This is a genomic window from Phytohabitans maris (assembly GCF_031085175.1).
Lineage (GTDB): Bacteria > Actinomycetota > Actinomycetes > Mycobacteriales > Micromonosporaceae > Phytohabitans > Phytohabitans maris.
Genome location: NZ_JAVHUY010000003.1, coordinates 316,216 through 336,491 on the forward strand (window position 1 = coordinate 316,216; position 20,276 = coordinate 336,491).

The window sequence follows — 20,276 nt, forward strand, 5'->3', positions numbered from 1 at the left end:
GCTGTCAAGGGATCGTTGCGGATTTGTTTCCGCTGCGTTCTTCGCGGCTCTTCAGCCGTTGCGCCTCTGTGAGCGGTCACGGTATGGTTCCCGCCTATGATCGTCCGGCTCGGTTCGCGTGACCTGGACCGATCGGCTGCCTTCTATCGTGACCTGCTCGGCTTCGGCGAGGTGCCGGCGCCCGCGCCGGGCGCGCGGTGCTTCGCGGCCGGCTCGGTGCGGATCCTGGTCACCGAGGTCGCGCCCGGTGCCGACCTCGGCGGCTGGGTCGACGACGACCGGCAGGGCGGCATCCGCCACTTCGGCCTGAAGGTCGCCGACGTCGACGCGCGGATCCGCGACCTTTCGGCGGCCGGCGTCACCGTGCTCTCGCCCCCCGCCGACGTCCTCGGCGGCGTGCGGATCGCGTTCTTCCTCGACCCGGACGGGGCGCGGCTGGAGTTCGTCCAGGGCAACCTCACCTACCAGCACGTGTACGCGCCGGATCTCGCCGCCGCCGAGGCCGCCACCCGGATCGGGCCGGGCGAGCGGCCCCGCTTCGACCACGTGGCGGTGACCGTCGAGGACCTGCCGGCCGCGCTCGACCGGTTCGGCTGTCCGGTGATCGGGCAGATCCGCCACCACGGCGACCCGCGCGGCTTCCTGATGACCTACCTGCTGGCCGGGCCGGCGGTGCTCGAGGTCTTCAGCTTCGACGTGCCGGTGCGGCCGCGGCCGCTGGAGATGGACGGGGTGCTCGGCTTCCACGGGATCGACCTGTGAGGATCTTGGTGACCGGCTCCTCCGACGGGATCGGGGCGGAGATCGCCGCGGCGCTCGAAAGGCTGGGGCACGGCGTGGTCCGGCACGCCCGCGACGAGGCGAAGGCGGCGCGGCTGCGGGACGCCGGCGCGGCCGAGGTGGTCGTCGGCGAGCTCGCGTCACTCGCCGCCACCCGCGCCATGGCCGCCGCCGTGCGCGCGCTCGCGCCGCTCGACGTGGTGGTGCACAACGCCGGCTGGCTGCCGCCGGCGGGACCGCGACCGGTGACCGAGGACGGGCTGGAGCGCACCTTCCAGGTCAACGCGCTCTCGGCGTACCTGCTGACCGCCCTGCTGCCGCTGCCGTCCCGGCTGGTCTACGTGAGCTCCGACTCGATCGTCCGCGGCCGGATCGACCTCGACGACCTGCAGCACGAGGCGCAGTGGACGGCCGACAGCGCGTACGCCGACTCGAAGCTCGCGATGACCGCGATCGCGTTCGCCGTGGCCCGCCGCTACCCGGCCGTGCGGGCCAACGCGGTGCACCCGGGCTGGATCCGCACGAAGATGAGCGGTGATGCCGCGCCGCTCGACGTGGCGGCCGGCGCCGACACCCCGGTCTGGCTCTCCACATCGGACGACGCGACGGCCACCGGCCAGTTCTTCCACGACCGCCGCGTCGTCCACCTCAACGACCAGGCCCACGACCCCCGCGTCCAGGACGCCCTGCTCGCCGCCTGCGCCGCGCTCACCGGCACCCCCCTCTGATCGCCCCGCTCAGAGCGCCCCGCTCTGAGCGCCCCGCTCTGAGCGCCTCCTCTGAGCGTTGATCAGGGAGTTCGTAAGGCGACGCGCCGGCCGACACGCCCACCAATTCCCTGATCAACGGCGCGGGGGCGGCGCAGCCGCAGGGGCGGCGGTCAGAGTGCCTGGAGGGTTAGCTCAAGGTGGGTTGGGGCGGGTGCGAGGAGGTAGGGCGGGAGGACGCCGGGGCCGCAGGAGGCCGAGCCGATGCCGTTGTGGCCGGCGTCGAGCGTGAGCCAGGTGCGGCCGTCCGGAGCCAGGTCGGTCGGGTGGGCGGCCCGGTCGAGGGCCTCGGCGGTCCACGGCCGCACGGTCAGCCCGAACGGCGTCCGGCCGTCCACCCGCACCCCGCCGCCCCGGCCACCGGTGACGGTCGCCCACCGCACGTCCGCGCGGCGCCCGTTCTCCTGCGGGAAGAGATAGGGCGTCTGGAGGTCGGCCACCGTCCGAAACCAGCGGCCCACGCGGGTGGCGAGGCCGGTGTCCGGGTACGCCTCGCCGGGTCCCCGCCCGAACCACTCCACCTGGTCGAGCTCGCCGGGCAGCGCGAAGCGCACGCCGAGCATCGGCAGGGGCCCGGGGAGGCGCCCGTCCGGGTCGATCTCCACGACCAGCCCCAGCCGGTCGCCGGCCAAGATCCGCCACGTGTACGTGGTGAGCAGCCCGCCGTCCGACGACGCCGGCGCCACCCGGACCCGCACCACGGCACCGTCGCCGGTGACGCTGACGCCGTCGAGGCGGTGGGTGAGGCGGTCGAGGCCGGCGGCCCGCCACAGCGGTTCGAGGGCCTCGCCGTGCGGCGCGCGGTCGTTGTCGGTGGGGGCCCGCCAGACCTGCAGCCGCGGCCCGTCGACCGCCCAGTCGCCGAGGCGCACCAGGCGCCCGGTCCGCTCGTCGAGCAGGCCCGGCCCGAGGCGTACCCGCCCACCGTCCCGCCGCACCGCGGCCGAGGTCGCCGTCGGCACGCCCGCCCGCGTCGCGCCACCCGCGGGCGGCACGGTGGCCGGAAGCGGCACGGCACCCGCCGGCCGGGGTGCGGCAGCCGCGAGCGGCGGCGTGGTGGAGACCGGGAGCTGGGTGGCGGCGACCTCGTGGCCGGCCTTGGCCCACGGCTCGTCGGCGGCGAGCACCGCCCGCACGGTGAGGTGGGCCTCCCCCGCGGTCGCCGGCAGCGCGGGCAGGTCGACCCGTACGCTCTCGCCGGGCGGCACGTCGCCCACCTCCAGCGCGCCCCGGGCCACCGCCTCGCCGCCGTCCTCCAGGACCCACCGGAAGTCCAGCTTGGACACTCCACTGTGGATGTGTCCGTTGTGGATGGTGAGGCCGCCGTCGCCCGAGGGGGCGATCCGCACCGGCTCGAAGACCTTCTTCAGGTCCAGCAGCCCGGGCGACGGGGTACGGTCCGGGAAGAGCAGGCCGTCCGCGACGAAGTTGCCGTCGTGCAGCACCTCGCCGAAGTCCCCGCCGTACGCGAAGTACTCCCGCCCGTCCGGCGTACGCGCGCGCAGGCCGTGGTCGATCCACTCCCACACGAAGCCGCCCTGCAGGCGCGGGTACGTCTCGTAGAGGCGCTGGTACTCGGCGAGCCCGCCGGGGCCGTTCCCCATCGCGTGCGCGTACTCGACGTGGATGAACGGCATGCCCCGCCGCCGCGCGTCCAGCGCCGGGTCGGGAAGCGGCGCCTCCTCGCCCCGGCCGATCGCCTCGACCTCGGCCACCGGGAGGTACATGCGGCTGTACACGTCGACGTCGCGGCAGGTCCAGTCCCGCTCGTACAGCAGGGGGCGGCTCGGGTCGCGGTGCCTGGCCCAGCGCGCCATCGCGGCGAGGTTGCGGCCGCTGCCGCTCTCGTTGCCCAGCGACCAGAGCACGACGCTCGGGTGGTTCTTGTCCCGCTCGACGGTACGGCGCATGCGGTCGACCAGCGCCGCCTCCCAGCGCGGGTCGTCGGCCGGGTTGCCGCGCCACCCCACCTGCCAGAAGCCGTGGGTCTCCAGGTCGCACTCGTCGACGACGTAGAGGCCGTACTCGTCGCAGAGCTCCAGGAAGCGCGGGTGCGGCGGGTAGTGGCTGGTGCGTACCGCGTTGATGTTGTGCTGTTTCATCAGCCGCACGTCGTCGAGCATGTCCTCCTCGGTGACCGCGCGTCCCCGGTCGGGGTGGAACTCGTGGCGGTTGACGCCGCGGAAGAGGACCGGGCGGCCGTTCACGGTGAGGACTCCGCCGTCGATCCGGACGGTCCGGAAGCCGATCCGCAGGGTCACGGTCTCGGCGCCGGTGCTGACCGTCGCGTCGTACAGGCGGGGGCTCTCGGCGGACCAGGGCTCGACCGCCGGCAGCCGGAGCGTCTCGCCGGCGGCCGCGTCGACGCCGAGCTCGGGCACGCGTACCCGGGCGGGGACGTCCGCCGCGACCGCCAGCGTGCCGGCGCCGGTCAGGTGGTCGTAGCCGGCGCTGACCTCGACGTCGCCGATCCCGCCCTCCGGGCGGGCCAGTAGGTCGACGCCGCGGAAGATGCCGGAGAGCCACCACATGTCCTGGTCCTCGACGTAGCTGCCGGCGCTCCACTGCACGACGCGGACGGCGATGAGGTTGTCGCCGTCCGGGCGCAGCGCGTCGGTCACGTCGAACTCCGTGGTCAGCCGGCTGCCGCCGGCGCGGCCGAGCTCGACGCCGTTGAGCCAGACCAGCGCGGCGGAGTCGGCCCCGGCGAAGCGGAGCAGCGCCGGCCCGCCCGGCCAGCCCTCCGGCAGGCGGAAGGTGTGGCGGTAGTCACCGGTCGGGTTTTCGTCGGGTACGCGCGGCGCGTCGAGGGGGAAGGGGTAGGCGATGTTCGTGTACGCCGGGGCCCCGTACCCGTGCAGCTGCCAGTGCGCCGGCACCGGCAGGCGGTCCCAGCCCGCGTCGTCGAAGGCCGGCCTGGTGAAGTCGAGTGGCCCGTCGGCGCGTTCGGCGTACCGGAACCGCCAGTGCCCGTCCAGCGGCAGCCGCGGGGCGTCGCTGTCGAGCCAGGCCCGGGGTGGCCGGGCGGTCGGCGGCGGGGCGAAGGACTCGTACCAGGCTTCGTTCATGGCCTGAACCCTACTGTGAGCGCTCACAGTAGGCTAGCCCGCACGGCCGCCCCGCCGTTATCGTGAACCATGCGCCGCTGGACCGTGGTCGGGGCGGCCGCGGTCGTGGCGCTCCTGCTACTCGCGGTCGCGTTCGTCCGATGGGGTCCCGGTGGCGGCTCGCCCGCCGCGGCGCCCAGCCCCTCGCCGGATCCGACCGCCGCCCCCGAGCTCAGCCCCGCGCAGGTGTACGAGGCGGTCGCCCCCTCGGTCGTCGTCGTCGAGCGGCTCGGCACCGGCGACCGGGTCGAGGGGACCGGCACCGGCGTGGTGGCCAGCGACACCGGCGTCATCCTGACCGCGCTGCACGTGGTCAAGGGCGGCGGGGCGGTGCGGGTCACGTTCGCCGACGGCACCCGCTCGGCCGCGACCGTCGAAGACAGCGACCCGGCGAACGACATCGCCGCGCTCGCCGCCGCCACCCTCCCGCCGGTGCTCGTGCCGGCCACGATCGGCAACTCCGGCCGCCTCGCGGTCGGCGACGCGGTCGTCGCGGTCGGCAACCAGCTCGGCATGACCAGCAGCGCCACCGCCGGCGTGGTCTCCGGGCTGGACCGGCTCGCGGCCGGCGACGACGGCACCCGGCTGGCCGGCCTCATCCAGTTCGACGCCGCGGTCAACCCGGGCAGCTCGGGCGGACCGCTGGTCAACACCCGCGGCGAGACGATCGGCATCGTCGTCGCCCTGGCCAACCCGACCCGGGCCGGCACCTTCATCGGCATCGGCTTCGCGGTGCCGATCGGCACCGCGCTCGGCGGCGGCCCCGGCGAGGACGGACCCCAGCGATGAGACGACAGGACGGACAGGTGCGGGTATGAGCACAGTGGAGCAGGTCCTCTACGAGGTCAAGAAGACGATCGTCGGCCAGGACGTCCTGCTCGAACGGCTGCTGGTGGCGCTGCTGTCCCGCGGCCACATCCTGGTCGAAGGAGTGCCCGGCCTCGCCAAGACGCTCGCGGTGAAGGCGCTCGCCAGCGCGATCGGCGGGCAGTTCCACCGCATCCAGTTCACGCCCGACCTGGTGCCCGCCGACATCGTCGGCACCCGGGTCTACCACCAGCCGACCGGCGAGTTCCAGGTCTCGCTCGGCCCGGTCTTCACCAACCTGCTGCTCGCCGACGAGATCAACCGGGCGCCGGCCAAGGTGCAGAGCGCGCTGCTGGAGGTCATGCAGGAGCAGCAGGTCACGATCGGCCGGGAGACCCACCACGTGCCGCGCCCGTTCCTGGTGATGGCGACGCAAAACCCGATCGAGTCGGAGGGCACCTACCCGCTGCCCGAGGCCCAGGTCGACCGGTTCATGATGAAGGTCCTGGTCGGCTATCCCAGCGCCACCGAGGAGTTCGTCATCGTCGAGCGGGCGATCGCGGCGCCGCCGGCCACCCAGGCGGTCGCCGACCCCGGCCGGCTCATCGCCATGCAGGACCAGGTCGAGCGGGTGTACGTGGACCCGGCGCTGATCGAGTGGTCAGTCAGGCTCGCCGGCGCCACCCGCCGCCCCGCCGACATCGGCCTCGACGACCTGACCCGGTACGTGAGCTTCGGCGCCAGCCCGCGCGCCTCCATCAACCTGGTGCTGGCCGCCCGCGCGCTGGCGTTCGTGCGCGGCCGCGACTACGTGGTGCCGGCCGACCTCACCGACCTCGCCCTCGACGTGCTGCGGCACCGGCTCGTGCTGTCGTACGAGGCGCTCGCCGACGACGTCACCCCGGACACCGTGCTCACCCGGGTCATCGACGCGCTCCCCGTACCCGACGCGCCGCTGCGGGACAAGGCGGCGGTGCGGTGACCTCGCCGGACCAGACGCGAGCGGGGCGAGCGCCGGACCGCCTGCTGCGCCGCCTGGAGTGGCAGGTCGTACGCCGGCTCGACGGGCGGCTGCAGGGCGCCTACCGTACGGTGTTCCGGGGCACCGGCATCGACTTCGCCGACCTGCGCGGCTACACGCCCGAAGACGACGTGCGGCACATCGACTGGAACGTGACCGCCCGCCTCGACGAGCCGTACGTCCGGCAGTACACGGAGGACCGTGAGGTCACCGCCTGGCTGGTGCTGGACCGCTCGGCGTCCATGCGCTTCGGCGCCGGCGGCGGCAAGGCGTCGGTGGTGACCGACCTGGCGGTCTGCCTGGCCCGGCTCTTCACCCAGGGCGGCAACCGGGTCGGCGCGATCCTCTACGACAACCAGGTGCAGCGGGTCATCCCGGCCCGCACCGGGCGCACCCACGTGCTGCACCTGACCCACGAGCTGACCCGGCCCGGGCCGGCCCGCGACGACCGCCGCCCCACCGACCTGGCCGCGATGCTGCACCTGGCCGCGGGCACCGCGCGGCGGCGCGGGCTGGTCTTCGTCGTCTCCGACTTCATCGGCGACCTCGACTGGGAGCCGGCGCTCACCCGGCTGGCGCTGCGGCACGAGGTGGTCGCGGTGCGCGTGGTCGACCCGGCCGAGCTCGACCTGCCCGACCTCGGGCTGGTGCTGGTGGAGGACGCGGAGACCGGCGAGCAGCTGCTGGCCGACACCAGCGACCCGCTCTTCCGCCGGCGGCTGCGGGCCGAGGTGGACGCCCGGGAGTTCGCGGTCACCGGCGCGATCCGGCGGGCCGGCTCGGTCGGCCACCGGCTCGGCACCGACCAGGACCTGGTGGCCGCGCTGGTCGAGATGGCCCAGCGGGCCAAGCACCGCCGGGCACCGGCCTCCCGCGCCACCGGCCCGGCGAGCGAGGCACCGGCCTCCCGCGGCACCGGCCCGGCGAGCGGGGCACCGGCATGAGCGAGCGGAGCGAGCGAATCATCAAACGCAGCGTGTCGCCTGGCTCATGGCCGCCCGCAGCGAAGCGAGGACGGTCATGAGTTTCCGGCATCCACTCCTGCTGGCCGTCGCGGTGGCGGTCGGGGTGGGGCTGCTCGTCGCGTACCAACTCCTGCAACGCCGCCGGGCGACGGCGCTGGCGGCCGCGGGTCTCCAGCCCGCCCACCCTCGGCGCGGGCGCCTGCGGCGGCACCTGCCGCCGCTGCTGATGCTCGCCGCGCTGGTCCTGCTCTTCCTCGGCGTCGCGCGTCCACAAGCGACGGTGCCGGTGCCGCGGGCGTCGGGAACGGTGATCCTCGCCTTCGACGTCTCCAACAGCATGGCCGCCAAGGACGTCGCCCCCACCCGGCTGGGCGCCGCCCAGTCCGCGGCGGCCGCGTTCGTGCGGTCCCAACCGGACACAGTGGACGTCGGGATCGTCGCGTTCGGGCAGGGGGCGCTCACCACCCAGCTGCCCGGCAACGACCACGCCAGCACGGTCGCCGCCATCAACCGGCTCACGGTGGCCGGCGGCACCTCGCTGGGGCAGGCGATCCTCGCCTCGCTCTCGGCGATCGTCGGCCAGCCGGTGAGCCTGCCCGACCCGGAGGCCGCCGAGCCGGCGCCGGACCTGGGCTACTGGCGTTCGGCGACGATCGTGCTGCTGTCGGACGGCGAGGACACCGGCGGGCCGGACGCGCTCGCCGCCGCCGAGCTGGCCGCGACGGCGGGCGTGCACATCGAGACCGTCGGCGTGGGCACGGTCGAGGGTGCCACGATCGAGGTCGAGGGGTACCAGATGGCGACCGCGCTCAACGAGGAGCTGCTCACCCAGGTCGCGGAGGCCACCGCCGGCTCCTACCATCGAGCGCAGGACGCTCGGTCCCTCGACGACGTGTACGACACGCTCGACCTGCGCATCTCCACGGAAGACAAGCTGGTCGAGCTGACCGGGGCGGCGGTCGGGATCGGGCTGCTCCTGCTCACGATCGGCGGACTGCTCATGATCACCTGGTTCGGACGGATACTCTGATGTCGCTGACCTGGCCATGGGCCCTCACCGCGCTGCTCGCCTTCCCCGCGCTGCTGGGCTACCGGTGGTGGGTGCGCCGCCGGCGCCGCCGCGAGACCGTGCGGGTCTCCAGCGTCACGCTGATCCGCGCCGCGCTGCCCGGCCGCTCCCTGTGGCGGCGGCGGGTCCCGATCTGGCTCTTCGCCGCCGGCCTGGTCGTGCTCGCCGGTGGCGCCGCCCGGCCGCAGGCCTCGGTGCCGGTGCCGTCCAACTCCGCCGCGATCCTGCTCGCCATCGACGTCTCCGCCTCGATGTGCTCCACGGACGTGCCGCCCAACCGGTTGAGCGCGGCGCAGGAGGCGGCCAAGAAGTTCGTGGAGGAGCTCGACGAGGGCACCCGGATCGGGCTGGTCACGTTTTCCGGGATCGCCGGCCTGCTGGTCGAGCCGACCGACGACAAGGACGCGCTGATCGCCGCGATCGACGACCTCAAGACCTCCCGCGGCACCGCGATCGGCCAGGCCATCCTCACCTCCGTCGACGCGATCGCCGAGTTCAACCCGGATGTGCCGCCCACCGGCGTCGAGGTGCCGCCGGCCACCGGCGACGCCGACGAGTACCAGCCGGACACGATCGTCGTGCTCACCGACGGCCGCAACACCCAGGGCGTCGACCCGGTCACCGCGGCCGGGGAGGCGGCCGCGCGCCGGCTCCGGGTGTACACAATCGGTTTCGGCACCACCGAGCCGGCGCCGTCGGTCTGCACGCGGGAGCAGATCAGTGGCGACGCGGCGTTCTGGGGCGACGGGAGCCGCGGCCCGTTCGGCGGCTTCGGCGGCCGGGGGCGCTACATGCAGGCCGACGAGGGGACGCTGACCGAGGTCGCCGACCTGACCGGCGGCGAGTACTTCCAGGCGGAGGACGCGGACGCGCTCACCGAGGTGCTGCTCGACCTGCCCGACTCGATCACGCTCCAGCGGGAAAACGTGGAGATCACCGCGTGGTTCGCGCTGGCGGGGGCGCTGCTCGTGCTCGCCGGTGTCGGGCTGGCCCAGTGGTGGCAGCGGGCGGTGGCTGTGCCGCCGCCGGTCCTTGCCCCGGCGGTCTCCCCACCCGCGGCTCCCCCGCCCGCGGCTCCCGCGGCGCCTTCCTCTCACCGCCAGCCTGGGGTCGGGCCGAAGGACGACGCTCCCCCTCCCGCGGCACCTTCCTCGGATCGCCGCCTTGGGGTCGGGCCGGAGGACGACGCGGTCTGGAAGCGTGGATAGGGCCGCGCTGGTCCGGCTGAGCCGGCGCCTGTCGTACATCCTGCGCCACGACCCGGCCAGCGTCGGCCTCACCCTCGACCCGCGGGGCTGGGTGGCGGTCGACGACCTGCTCGCCGCGCTCGGCGGGTCGGTGAGCCGGGCCGACCTCGACGCGGTGGTGGCCGGCAACGACAAGCGCCGGTACGCGATCCGGCCCGGGCCGGACGGCCGCGACGAGATCCGCGCCAGCCAGGGCCATTCGGTCCCGGTCGACCTCGGCCTCGACCCGGTGCCGCCCCCGCCGCTGCTCTACCACGGCACCTCCGCCGCGGCACTCCCGTCGATCCGGGCGCGGGGACTGGAGCGGGGCGGGCGCCACCACGTACACCTCTCGGCCGACGTCACCACCGCCCGGGCCGTCGGCGGGCGGCGGCGCGGGCCGGTGGCGGTGCTGGCTGTGGACGCGGCGGCGATGGCGGCGGCCGGGTACCCGTTCTACCGCAGCGCCAACGGCGTGTGGCTCACCGACCGGGTCCCGCCGGAGTACCTGCGAACGTCGCCGTGATCGCCTCCTCGACGTGCGTGATCCCCGCGCCGCCCGAATCCGGACACAGCTCGCCCGCTAAAGGCAGAGAGCGGGCACGCGGGCCAGCCGCGTCGGGTGGGTGCGGCACCACGAGGACCCGAGGCCGCGAGCCGAAGCGGGGTCAGCGGCGGCGCTCGACCTGGACCGGCCGGTGGAGCTCGGGTGCGGAGGAGCGCTGCTTGCGCACCAGGTGCGAGAGGTAGAGCAGCGCGCCGGCCAGCAGCCCCATGTCGTCGAGGTAGATCGGGTCGGGCAGCACGTCGACCGGGAGGAACGTGTAGAGCAGCGCGCCGTAGAAGGCGACCTTGCCGCCGGCGCCGAGCTCGCCGAGCAGCCGGCGGGTGCGCCACACCCGCACGGCGAGCACGATCGCGCCCACCAGCGTGGCCACGGCGACGATCACGCCGAGGACGGCGACCGCGATCCAGGCTTCGCGCGACATGCCGCCACGGTATCCGAGCCGGGCACCACCCGCCCGTCGAGCAGGACGCGGAGCGCGACCCACCCGCCACGGAAGGCCACCGCAGAAGACCAGCGCAGACCGTTGCCCTGCGCGGCCTGCTCCGGGGCCACCCCACGGAAGGCCGCCGCGGAGGACCAGCGCAGAAGGCCGACCCGGAAGACCTCAGCGGAAGACCAGCACGGACGGCGGCGCGGCAAGGCCGCGGAAGGGCACCGCCGAAGGCGGCGAAGGAGCGGGGCCGCGGCTAGCCGAGACGGTCGGCGAAGGCGAGCACCCGCTCGGTGAGCAGCTTGGCGGCGGCCGCGTCGTAGGTGGGCAGGCCGGGGTCGGCGAAGAGGTGCACCTTGCCGGGATAGAGGAACAGCTCCGCCTCCGGGGTCGCCTCGACGAAGGCCCGGGCCGCGTCGAGGTCGCCCTCGCCGGCGAAGATCGGGTCCTCGTCCATGCCGTGCACCTGGGCCGGTACGCCCGCGGGCCACCCGCCGAACTCGGACGGCGGCACGAACGACTCCAGAAACAGCGCGCCCTTCGCACCGGGCCGGGTCTGGGCGAGCCGCTGCGCCGGCAGTACGCCGAGCGAGTACCCCACGTACACCAGCTCGGCCGGCAGCCCCTCGGCGGCGGCGACCCCGTCGTCGACCAGCGCCTCGAAGCCCAGCGAACGCCCGTACGCGACACCGGCGTCGAGCGTGTCGAAGACCCTGCCGCCGTACAGGTCCGGAGTGTGCACGGTGTGCCCGGCCACGCGGAGCGCCTCGGCGAAGTCGCGCTGTCCCGGCGTCAGCCCCAGCGCGTGGTGGAAGTAGAGGATCTCTGCCATGGGCCAGAGCCTATGCGCCCCCCTCCAGGAGGCGCTTGAGGCTCGCGTAGCTCGCCGGCGCGCCCTTGGCGGCCAGCCGGCGGACCATCGGCGCGAGCGCCACGCCGACGCCGTGGCCGGTGAAGTCCAGCGTGAACGTGACCCGCGAGCCGCCACCGTCCAGCGGCTCGACGGTGACCGAGGCGTTCGGGCGGATCGGGCCGGCGATCCCCTCCACCGCCCAGCGGTACGGGTGGTTCAGCTCGGTGACCCGCTGGGTCATCGTCCGCTCGGCGCCACCCACCCGGCGGGTGGTGGTGAACCGGGCGCCCACCGCCGGGTGCCACCCCTCCCCCAAGTCCACCCGGAGCACATCCGCCTGCCACCGGGGGAAGTGGGTGGGGTCGGTGGCGTACGCGAAGACCTCCTCCGGGGGCCGCGCGATCTCGATGGTGCTGGTCAGTGCCGTCATGGCGACAACCTCCGTAACGCCGCGGGTGCCCGTCACAGCGATGACGGAGCGGGCGGCGCGGAGGTAACAGCGGGGCTCAGGACCAGGAGGCGTGCGCCTCGTACACGCCGCCGACGGTGAGGCGCTGCGCGTCCTTCCCGTCCGGGCGGGCGATCCAGACCGACGGCTCCTTCACCTTTCCGCGGGTGAACGCGATCCACTTGCCGTCCGGCGACCAGGTGGGGTCCATGTCCTGGGCGGTACCGCTGGTGACCGGCCGGTTTTCGCTGCCGTCCGGCCGGACCACCCAGATGTCGGACTGCCCGCTGGCCGCGCCGTTTCGGGTGTACGCGATCCAGGTGCCGTCCGGCGACCAGCACGGGTCGGCGCAGTTCACCTTGTCTTTGGTCAGCCACCGCGGGGGCGCGTCGGGCTGGTCCAGGCTGACCAGGCCGATCTGGTGGTTGCCCTTCGTGTTGATCCACATCGCGACGGCGCCGCCATCCGGCGACCAGGTGGGGTCGTCCTTGTCGTCCTGGTTGTGCGTGACCTGCACCGGCTTCGCCGAGCCGGGCGGGCCGAGCGTGAGCGTGAAGAGCTGGTTGCGCTCGCCCACCCTGTCCACATAGGCCAGTCGCTTGTCATCCGGCGACCAGCAGACCCGGGTGCCGCGCCGCATCCGGTCGACGACCACGGTCGGCGCGGAGCCGTCCGGCCGCATGGTGAGGATCTGCCACCAGTTGCCGGCGTCCCGGATGTACACGATGGTCTGCCGGTCGTGCGACCACTGCGGCAGCGCGTCGTGCCCGGAGTCGGCGAGCCGCGTCCGCTCCCCGCTGCCCGGCGTCGTGCTGTACACGAAGGAGTCTTCGCCCTGGTCCAGGCGGACGAGCATGGTGTCGGTCGGGTAGGGCCGGACGGGTCCGCTCGGCGACGCGGACGGTGTCGGGGCCTCGCCCAGCCGCCCGCTGCCGTCGGATCCGTCGCCGCCGCCCTTGGCCGGCGGGTCGCCCGCGAGCGCGTACCCGGTGACGGCACCCACGGCCGCGAGGCCGGCCAGCACCGGTACGCCGATGATGATCGTGCGCCGGTCCACGACGGACGCCAGGCCCCGGCCGCGCGGTGCGGGACCGCCGGCCGGCGCCCCGGCGCCGGGGTGAGGCGGCGGCGAACCCGGCGGCGTGGCGCCCATGACGTAGGTCTCGGCCGGCGGGCCCGGCTCGTGCCCGGGGTTGGCCATGGTCCCTCCCCTGGCGTCGGCGATCCGTGGCTGGACAGTGGACCGCGCCCCCGCCACGGCCAGCCAGATCGTTGCACCCCGGGGCAAGCCCGACAAGCAACGGACGTGTCGCCTACCCGTCAGGGTTTGGAAGACATAGTCTCGGGAACATCTCGGCCAGATCTCGGTAAGGTAACGGCGGCGGGCAGGGAGCGTAGATGCGGATCGCGATCATTTCGGTCGACCACCGGCCGGTGCGCCCGGCCAGCCGGGACTGGACGGCGGCGCCCGCGGTGCACGTCACCGAGCTGGCCGCCGCCCTGGCCGCCCTCGGCCACGACGTGCGGGTCCACACCCGACGGGTCAGCACCGCGCAGCCCGAGGTCAGGACGGGTGCGGACGGCGTGACCACGGTGGTCGTGCCGGCGGAGGGCGGCGACGCCTTCGGCCAGTGGCTGGACGCCGCGTGGCGGGACGGCTGGGCACCCGACGTCGTACACGCGCACACCCTGCCCTCGGCGGTCGCCGCGATGGTGGCCCGCAAGCTGACCAGCCGGCCGACCGTGGTCACCTTCCACGGCGACGAGGAGGGCGACGCCGCGGCCATCGCCGGCACCGCCGACGCCGTCGTGGCGCTCTCCAGGACCGAGGCGCACGGGGTACGGCGGTTGGGGGCCGCCCCGGCTAACGTCTCCGTCGTGCCGCCCGGCGTGGACCCGACCCGGTTCGCCCCGGAAGGGCGGGCCTGGGTCCGCCGCCGGACCCACCGCGTGCTCGCGGTGGGCCAGCTCGTGCCGCCCAGCGGCTTCGCCGCCGCCGTCGACGCGCTCCCCGAGCTGCCCGACACCGAGCTCGTCGTCGTGGGCCGGCCCCGCCCGCCGTCGAACGGGCTCGGCCCGCACGCCGCGCAGCTGCGCGCCCTCGCCGTCAACCACGGGGTGCACGAGCGGCTGCGGCTGACCGGCGCGGCGCCGTACGGCGACATGCCCGGCTGGTACCGCTCCGCCGACCTGCTGGTCTGCACACCCGAGCACGCCTCGTTCAGCCGCGCGGCGATCGAGGCGATGGCCTGCGGCATCCCGGTCGTCGCGACCGCCGGCGGGCCGCTGGCCGAGGTGGTCAACGACGGCGTGACCGGCCGCCTCGTACCGCCCGAGCGGCTCGCCGGCGTGATCCGCGAGCTGCTCGCCGACGCCGACCTGCGCCGCGCCTACGGGACGGCCGGGGCGCGATGGGCCCGCGGCGCGTACGACTGGGCGGTGGCCGCGCCGCGCACGGTCGAGACGTACGAGCGGATCCGCACCCAGCACGCGCTCACCCACCAAGGGCCGAACGCGGCGGGGCTGGCCGCGTAAGCTTCGCTGTGTGATCGCACGGGTCCCGTTCGGCGCGACCGGACACTCCTCCAGCCGGGTCATCTTCGGCGGCGCGGCCCTGGCCAGCGTCTCCAAGGGCGAGGCCGACCGCACGCTCGACCTCCTGCTCGCCCACGGCGTCAACCACATCGACGTCGCCGCCGGGTACGGCGACGCCGAGCTGCGGGTCGCGCCGTGGCTGCGGCGCCACCCCGACACGTTCTTCGTCGCCACGAAGACCGGCGAGCGGTCCTACCGGGGCGCGCGCGAGCAGATCCACCGCTCCCTGGAGCGGCTCGGCGTCGACCGCTTCGACCTGATCCAGCTGCACAACCTGGTCGACGTCATCGACTGGGAGACCGCCCTGCGCGACGGCGGCGCGCTGGAGGCCGCCATCGAGGCGCGCGAGGAGGGGCTGGTCCGCTTCATCGGCGTGACCGGGCACGGCCTGACCGTCCCCGAGATGCACCGGCGCAGCCTGGAGCGCTTCCCGTTCGACTCGATCCTGCTGCCTTACAACTACCGGCAGATGCGGGACCCCTACTACGCGGAGAAGTTCGCGGCGGTGGCCACGGTCTGCGCCGAGCGCGACGTCGCGCTCCAGACCATCAAGAGCCTCGCGCTGCGCCCGTGGGAGGGCCGGGAAAAGACCGCCGGCACCTGGTACGAGCCGCTGCGCGAGCAGGCCGACATCGACCTCGCCGTGCACTGGGTGCTCGGCGACCCGCAGGCGTTCCTGCTGACCACCGGCGACGTCGCCATCCTGCCGAGCCTCCTCGACGCGGCCGAGCGCTTCACCGAGCGCCCGTCCGACGAGCGGATGGACGCCCTGGTCACCGAGCGCCAGCTCGCCCCCCTCTTCGTCTAGTCAGTGCGGTGGCCACCAACGTTCACCGGGCGACCGGCGACCTTCGACCGCTGGCCACCCGGGCCGGCGAAGCCGGCAAGGTTAGTGGCCACCGCGCTAGAGAGCTCGGGGTGATGGGCTGAGCGGGGTGCGGGCGCGAGACCGCGCCGCACCCCGACTCCGAAGGCTCTCCAGCCGGCGCGGCCCACGGGGCCTGACCCCAGGCGGATATGCCCCGGTCCACGCCACCTGCGGACCGCATGCGCGGGGTCCCCGGGGAAACGTGGAGCGCAGCGGAGCGTTTCTTGGGGTGCTTTCCCGCGGGCACCGCTCCGGCCGGCGGCTCGCAGCGCTCGCCGAAAACCCCGGCCTCCGCTGCCGGGTCCGCGGCTCAAGCCCAACCCGCACCGGCCCGCGAATCCCTTCACGGAGGGTGAGGCCCGCGTTAAAGCACTCACCCTGAATTTGATCAAGGCCGTGGGCTGGGCTCTCTGCCGTCCGCGTGCACAGGCTTGTCCGCCCTCCGCCCTCCGCCCTCCGCCCTCCGCCCTTCGCGCGGGGCCGGTGACCGGAGCCGCCCGGGCCGGTAAACCATCAAGGGCGAGCGGTTCGACCGGAGGGGTGGCCAGCAATCCCCGCCCTCCCGTGTCGATCGAGGAAAGGGCGCACGGCCCGCCGACCACCCGAGAACGGCCGCATCGTCGGGCAGGCACGGATCGTCCTCGCTCATGCCCGGCTTCACCACGGTGAGTGGCACTGGAGCCCGAACCGTCGCTCCCGCGGCCCTACTCCTCCCCGTCTCCACAACCATTCACCGCCCCACCGCCGTCCGGCCAACGCCACACGAAATACGCCCCGCCCCCGCGCCGCGCGCCTCAAGATCCCGACAAAATCCCTGACTTTGCTGCCTCATCGACGGGCGGAAGCAGCAAAGTCAGGGACTTTGCCGCCTCCGGGCCGTGGTCCACAGTGGCGGGGTCGAACGGCCGCACGCCCTCCCTCGGTCGGCGCGGAGTCTCGCGGCGAAGCCGAGCCAGCACGCCGGCGGGGTTGGCGCCGCCGAACGCCGAGGGTGAGACAGCTGACCGCCCCAGCAGATCATGGTACGAATCCGCCCGCCCGAAGGCACCTGCGTACCACGATCTCGACCGCCCGCCCGCGCCGGGCGACGGCCTGACGCTTCTTTGTCCTGGAACGCGGGCCGCGCCTCCCGGAGGAGCATGCCGCCGCGCGGAGCGGGTACCCGGGCGGCATGCGGATCGGTTACATCCTGTCCAGCGAGGAGTACGGCCCGGACGACCTGGTCGCGCAGGCCAGGGGGGCCGAGGCGGCGGGGTTCCAGGCGTTGTGGATTTCGGACCACTACCATCCGTGGCTGGACGCGCAGGGGGAGAGCCCGTTCGTCTGGTCCACGATCGGGGCGCTCAGCCAGGTCTGCCGGCTGCCGGTGACGACCGCGGTGACCTGCCCGACCACGCGGCTGCACCCGGCGATCGTGGCGCAGGCGGCGGCGACCAGCGCGGTGCTGCACGGCGGGCGGTTCACGCTCGGGGTGGGCAGCGGCGAGGCGCTCAACGAGCACATCCTCGGCCAGCCGTGGCCGAGCACCTCGGTGCGGCTGGAGATGCTGGAGGAGGCCGTCGACGTGATGCGGCGGCTGTGGCGGGGCGGCTTCGTCGAGCACCGCGGCCGCCACTACACAGTGGACAACGCCCGCCTCTACACCCTCCCGGAGCGGCCACCGGCCCTCCACATGTCCGGCTTCGGCCCCAAGGCGATCGACCTGGCCGCGCGGATCGCCGACGGGTACATCCTGACCAGGCCGGATGGCGACCTGGTCCGCCGCTTCCGGGACAACGGCGGCGGTGACCGGCCCTGCCAGGGCGGCTTCAAGGCGGCGTACGCGACCAGTGTCGAGGAGGGGACCCGCATCGCGTACGAGCGCTGGCCCAACGAGGCGCTCCCCGGCGAGCTGGCCCGGGTGATGCCCTCGCCCCGCCACTTCGAGCAGGCGGTGCAGCTGGTCCGGCCGGAGATGATGGGCGAGCACTTCGTCTGCGGCGCCGACCCGGACGCGCACCTGCGGCGGATCTCGCGGTACGTGGAGGCCGGGTTCGACGAGGTCTACGTCGCCAACAGCGGGCCGCACTGGCAAGGCTTCTTCGACATGTACGCGGAGAAGGTGCTCCCCCGCCTCGGGTAGTCTGCCGCGGTGACCGAGCCGCCGTCCGACCTCGTCGAGACCCGCGTCGCGTACGACACGGTCGCCGCCGACTACGCCGACCTGCTCGGTGGCGCGCTCGCGGAGGCACCGCTGGAGCGGGCGCTGCTCGGCACGTTCGCCGAGCTCGTCCAGGCCGGCGGGGGCGGCCGGGTCGCGGACGTGGGGTGCGGGCCGGGCCGGATCACGACGCACCTCGACAAGCTCGGCCTCGACGCGTGCGGCGTCGACCTGTCACCGGGGATGGTGGAGGTCGCCCGCCGGCGGTACCCGGGACTGCTCTTCGAGGTCGGCACGATGACCGACCTGGCCTTCGCGGACGGTGGTCTCGCCGGCCTGGTCGCCTGGTACTCGGTCATCCACACGCCGCCGGAGCGGCTGCCGCTGGTCTTCGCCGAGTTCGCGCGGGTGCTCAGGCCGGGTGGCCACCTGCTGATGGCGTTCCAGTCCCCGTACGGCGACGACGTCGAGCCGCGCCGCATCGAGCAGGCGTACGGGCACACGCTCGCCCTGGACGCCTACCGGCTGCCGGCGCGCCGGGTCACCGACCTGCTGGCGGCGGCCGGCGTCGCGGTGACCACCACGGTGGTGCGCCAGCCGGAGGAGCGGGAGAAGACCCCGCAGGCGTACCTGATGGCCCGCCGGCAGCCGTGAGCGAGCGCGGGCGAACCGTCCACGCTCGCTCGTCGGGCGCCGTCGACCTGCCCGAGCCGCTCGGCATGCGGGCCGCGGCCGGTCAGCGCAGCAGTGAGATGACGACGACCACCAGCGCCGCCCCGGCCAGGAACAGCGCCCCGGCCGCCTGGGCGAGGGAGCGCAGCACCTCGCGGAACATCTGCACAACCGGCTTCATGGCCGAGGACATCAGGGCCACCGCCGCGGCCAGCAGGGCGGCCGCGATGAGCAGGAAACCGGTCGAGTCGACGGTCGTCGCCGGCTCGGCCGGACCGTGCGGCCGGCTGACCAGGCTGAGCTGGCCAACCGACGTCTTCTCGTGATTTACGGGACGTACGAAAGAGGCTAACGTGGACATGGCAGTTACCTCGCTCGACCAAAGCAGGTACTGATTTTTTAGGGACGCCCTCGGACAGCACTCCGAGGGCGCCTCGCGTTACGCGTCACAGCGCGCGTCGAGGAGCGGGGAGCGGTGCGGTCTCGCCGGCCCGATCAGGTGGCCCCCGCGGCAGATGATTAGCGATCATGCCCCGACCCCCTTCGGCGTCTTCAGCTCTTCAGCTATAGATCTGAAGCTCTCTTAACTCCACCGTAGACTTCAGCTCTTTGCTGAATCAATGGACCGGGCCATGGCAGTGACGTGAACGGCACCCGTCGCCGCCCGCTCTCAGGAGACGGCCGCACCCTCAGGAGACGGCCGCACCCTTCACGGGACGGCCGCGCCCCTCACGACACCGCCGCACCCTTCACGACACCGCCGCACCCCTACGAGACGGCAGCGTCCACAGCAGACGGCGCGCGCTCAGCAGACGGCGGCGCCGTCAGGACGCGCGGCGCAGGTGGGTGGTCTCCGCGCGCAGGCCCAGCCGGCGCAGCGCCCCGGCGACGCTCTCCGCCGGCAGGGTGGCGAGGAAGTCGACCCAGTGGTCGCGGTCGCGCTGCCAGGACTTCAGGTACCGGACGCACATGTCGGGCGTGATCTCGGTCAGCCGCTCCTGGGCCGCCCGGATGGCCCGCGCCATCCGCGCCCGCGTCGCGCCGCCGATGGCCGGCTGGTCGGGTACGCGGCGCAGGACGCCGGCGATCAGCGAATGCCGGGCGGCCAGGAACTGCTCCCAGTACTCCTCGTCGGCGTCGCTGACCCGGCGCCCGTCGTCCAGGAGCGCGAAGATGCCCTCGGCGAGGCAGTCGCCGAACTCCTCCGACCGCGCCCGCTCCGGGTCCTCGTACGGGTCGAACACCCGCTGCGTCACCGTCCCGGCCGCGGCGACCTGGCCGATCCCGCCATCCTCCAGCAGGAAGAACCAGTCCTCGTTGTACACGCTGGGGAAGAAGGACGTGACCCGGTCGACCGCCACGGCGAGGGCGCCGCTGCCGATGAACGTGCCCTGCCGCCCGCCGACCGCGCGGAACGCGTGGCACACGACCGAGTTGTCGGGGAAGCCGTCGTTTCGCAGGCCGACCGCCGTCACCGGGCCGAGCAGGCCGGCCGCGAGCGGGAGGTCGGCGGGGCGGCGCACGGCCATGTCGTCGTCGAGGAAGACGACCCGCCGCCAGCCGAGCATCCGGGCGAGCGCCAGCGCCGTGTTGCGCTTCAGGCCGGCGTCGGTGTGCCGCTCGAACCCGTACCCGGCGAGCGTGGCGGACGTCTCGAAGCTCGGCAGCCCGGGCCGCACGCAGTCGACGGCGAGCATCCGCACGCCCTCGGGGGCCCGCCGCATGGCCTCCGCCGCGCCGACGCGCCCGCTGCAGAGTGCCACCAGTGGACAGTCGAGGGCGCCGGCGAGCCGGATGGCCTCGTCGAGGAACGCGATCGGCCGCGCGGTGGGTACCACGATCGCGTCGAGCGGTGCGTGGTCACCGCTCCGCGAGGGTGGCGGAGCGAGAAGTCCATCGTGGTCGCCGTGGTGCCGGATCTCCCTGGCTCGCGCATGGTCGTCACCCATGCGGGTCCTCG

General features: G+C 74.1%; 19 protein-coding genes. 12 read left to right on the forward strand and 7 right to left on the reverse strand.

The window, feature by feature from the left end:
• Positions 1–96 precede the first annotated feature (96 nt).
• A complete protein-coding gene (locus RB614_RS04790; RefSeq protein WP_308711109.1) occupies positions 97–762 on the forward strand; it encodes a VOC family protein in 666 nt (221 codons plus the stop codon).
• Positions 759–1,508, forward strand: coding sequence for an SDR family oxidoreductase (locus tag RB614_RS04795; RefSeq protein WP_308711110.1), 750 nt, complete (start codon positions 759–761; stop codon positions 1,506–1,508). The genes RB614_RS04790 and RB614_RS04795 overlap by 4 nt, the downstream gene beginning before the upstream one ends.
• A gap of 152 nt (positions 1,509–1,660) precedes the next feature.
• Here the strand turns inward: RB614_RS04795 and RB614_RS04800 are convergent, their stop codons facing one another.
• Complete coding sequence (locus tag RB614_RS04800) at positions 1,661–4,615, reverse strand: glycoside hydrolase family 2 TIM barrel-domain containing protein (RefSeq protein WP_308711111.1); 2,955 nt, start codon at positions 4,613–4,615, stop codon at positions 1,661–1,663.
• Positions 4,616–4,684: 69 nt separating this feature from the next.
• Here RB614_RS04800 and RB614_RS04805 point away from each other — a divergent pair, with 69 nt between their 5' ends.
• The 6 genes from RB614_RS04805 (at position 4,685) to RB614_RS04830 (ending at position 10,268) form a co-directional block, all read left to right on the forward strand.
• Complete coding sequence (locus RB614_RS04805; protein ID WP_308711112.1) at positions 4,685–5,443, forward strand: S1C family serine protease; 759 nt, start codon at positions 4,685–4,687, stop codon at positions 5,441–5,443.
• Between the two features lie 25 nt (positions 5,444–5,468).
• Positions 5,469–6,443, forward strand: coding sequence for an AAA family ATPase (locus RB614_RS04810; RefSeq protein WP_308711113.1), 975 nt, complete (start codon positions 5,469–5,471; stop codon positions 6,441–6,443).
• Positions 6,440–7,426 (forward strand): DUF58 domain-containing protein, encoded by a 987-nt coding sequence (locus RB614_RS04815; RefSeq protein WP_308711114.1) that lies wholly within the window; start codon positions 6,440–6,442, stop codon positions 7,424–7,426. The genes RB614_RS04810 and RB614_RS04815 overlap by 4 nt, the downstream gene beginning before the upstream one ends.
• A gap of 76 nt (positions 7,427–7,502) precedes the next feature.
• Positions 7,503–8,477, forward strand: a complete 975-nt coding sequence (locus tag RB614_RS04820) for a VWA domain-containing protein (RefSeq protein WP_308711115.1) — start codon at positions 7,503–7,505, stop codon at positions 8,475–8,477.
• Entirely contained in the window at positions 8,477–9,724 is a 1,248-nt protein-coding gene (locus RB614_RS04825; RefSeq protein WP_308711116.1) for a VWA domain-containing protein, read from the forward strand. The genes RB614_RS04820 and RB614_RS04825 overlap by 1 nt, the downstream gene beginning before the upstream one ends.
• Positions 9,717–10,268 (forward strand): RNA 2'-phosphotransferase, encoded by a 552-nt coding sequence (locus tag RB614_RS04830; protein ID WP_308711117.1) that lies wholly within the window; start codon positions 9,717–9,719, stop codon positions 10,266–10,268. The genes RB614_RS04825 and RB614_RS04830 overlap by 8 nt, the downstream gene beginning before the upstream one ends.
• Before the next feature lie 142 nt (positions 10,269–10,410).
• Here RB614_RS04830 and RB614_RS04835 read toward each other — a convergent pair whose 3' ends face one another.
• From RB614_RS04835 to RB614_RS04850, 4 genes are all read right to left on the reverse strand, one after another.
• A complete protein-coding gene (locus RB614_RS04835; protein ID WP_308711118.1) occupies positions 10,411–10,731 on the reverse strand; it encodes a YkvA family protein in 321 nt (106 codons plus the stop codon).
• Between the two features lie 265 nt (positions 10,732–10,996).
• Positions 10,997–11,572, reverse strand: a complete 576-nt coding sequence (locus RB614_RS04840; protein WP_308711119.1) for a dienelactone hydrolase family protein — start codon at positions 11,570–11,572, stop codon at positions 10,997–10,999.
• Between the two features lie 10 nt (positions 11,573–11,582).
• Positions 11,583–12,023 carry an SRPBCC family protein gene (locus tag RB614_RS04845; protein WP_308711120.1) on the reverse strand — a complete coding sequence of 147 codons (441 nt, stop codon included), beginning with the start codon at positions 12,021–12,023 and terminating at the stop codon, positions 11,583–11,585.
• Positions 12,024–12,099: 76 nt separating this feature from the next.
• Positions 12,100–13,242, reverse strand: coding sequence for a TolB family protein (locus RB614_RS04850; protein WP_308711121.1), 1,143 nt, complete (start codon positions 13,240–13,242; stop codon positions 12,100–12,102).
• Positions 13,243–13,439: 197 nt separating this feature from the next.
• On the opposite strand from RB614_RS04850, the gene RB614_RS04855 reads away from it, so the two are divergent.
• The 4 genes from RB614_RS04855 (at position 13,440) to RB614_RS04870 (ending at position 18,298) form a co-directional block, all read left to right on the forward strand.
• Positions 13,440–14,576 carry a glycosyltransferase gene (locus RB614_RS04855; protein ID WP_308711122.1) on the forward strand — a complete coding sequence of 379 codons (1,137 nt, stop codon included), beginning with the start codon at positions 13,440–13,442 and terminating at the stop codon, positions 14,574–14,576.
• 10 nt (positions 14,577–14,586) lie between these two features.
• Positions 14,587–15,444 (forward strand): aldo/keto reductase, encoded by an 858-nt coding sequence (locus RB614_RS04860; RefSeq protein ID WP_308711123.1) that lies wholly within the window; start codon positions 14,587–14,589, stop codon positions 15,442–15,444.
• 1,231 nt (positions 15,445–16,675) lie between these two features.
• Entirely contained in the window at positions 16,676–17,626 is a 951-nt protein-coding gene (locus tag RB614_RS04865; protein ID WP_308711124.1) for a TIGR03557 family F420-dependent LLM class oxidoreductase, read from the forward strand.
• Between the two features lie 9 nt (positions 17,627–17,635).
• A complete protein-coding gene (locus tag RB614_RS04870) occupies positions 17,636–18,298 on the forward strand; it encodes a class I SAM-dependent methyltransferase (protein WP_308711125.1) in 663 nt (220 codons plus the stop codon).
• 82 nt (positions 18,299–18,380) lie between these two features.
• Here RB614_RS04870 and RB614_RS04875 read toward each other — a convergent pair whose 3' ends face one another.
• Together RB614_RS04875 and RB614_RS04880 are read right to left on the reverse strand one after the other, a co-directional pair.
• A complete protein-coding gene (locus RB614_RS04875; RefSeq protein ID WP_308711126.1) occupies positions 18,381–18,677 on the reverse strand; it encodes a hypothetical protein in 297 nt (98 codons plus the stop codon).
• Positions 18,678–19,140: 463 nt separating this feature from the next.
• Positions 19,141–20,265: a hypothetical protein gene (locus RB614_RS04880; protein WP_308711127.1), complete on the reverse strand. Its 1,125-nt coding sequence runs from the start codon at positions 20,263–20,265 to the stop codon at positions 19,141–19,143.
• Positions 20,266–20,276 lie beyond the last annotated feature (11 nt).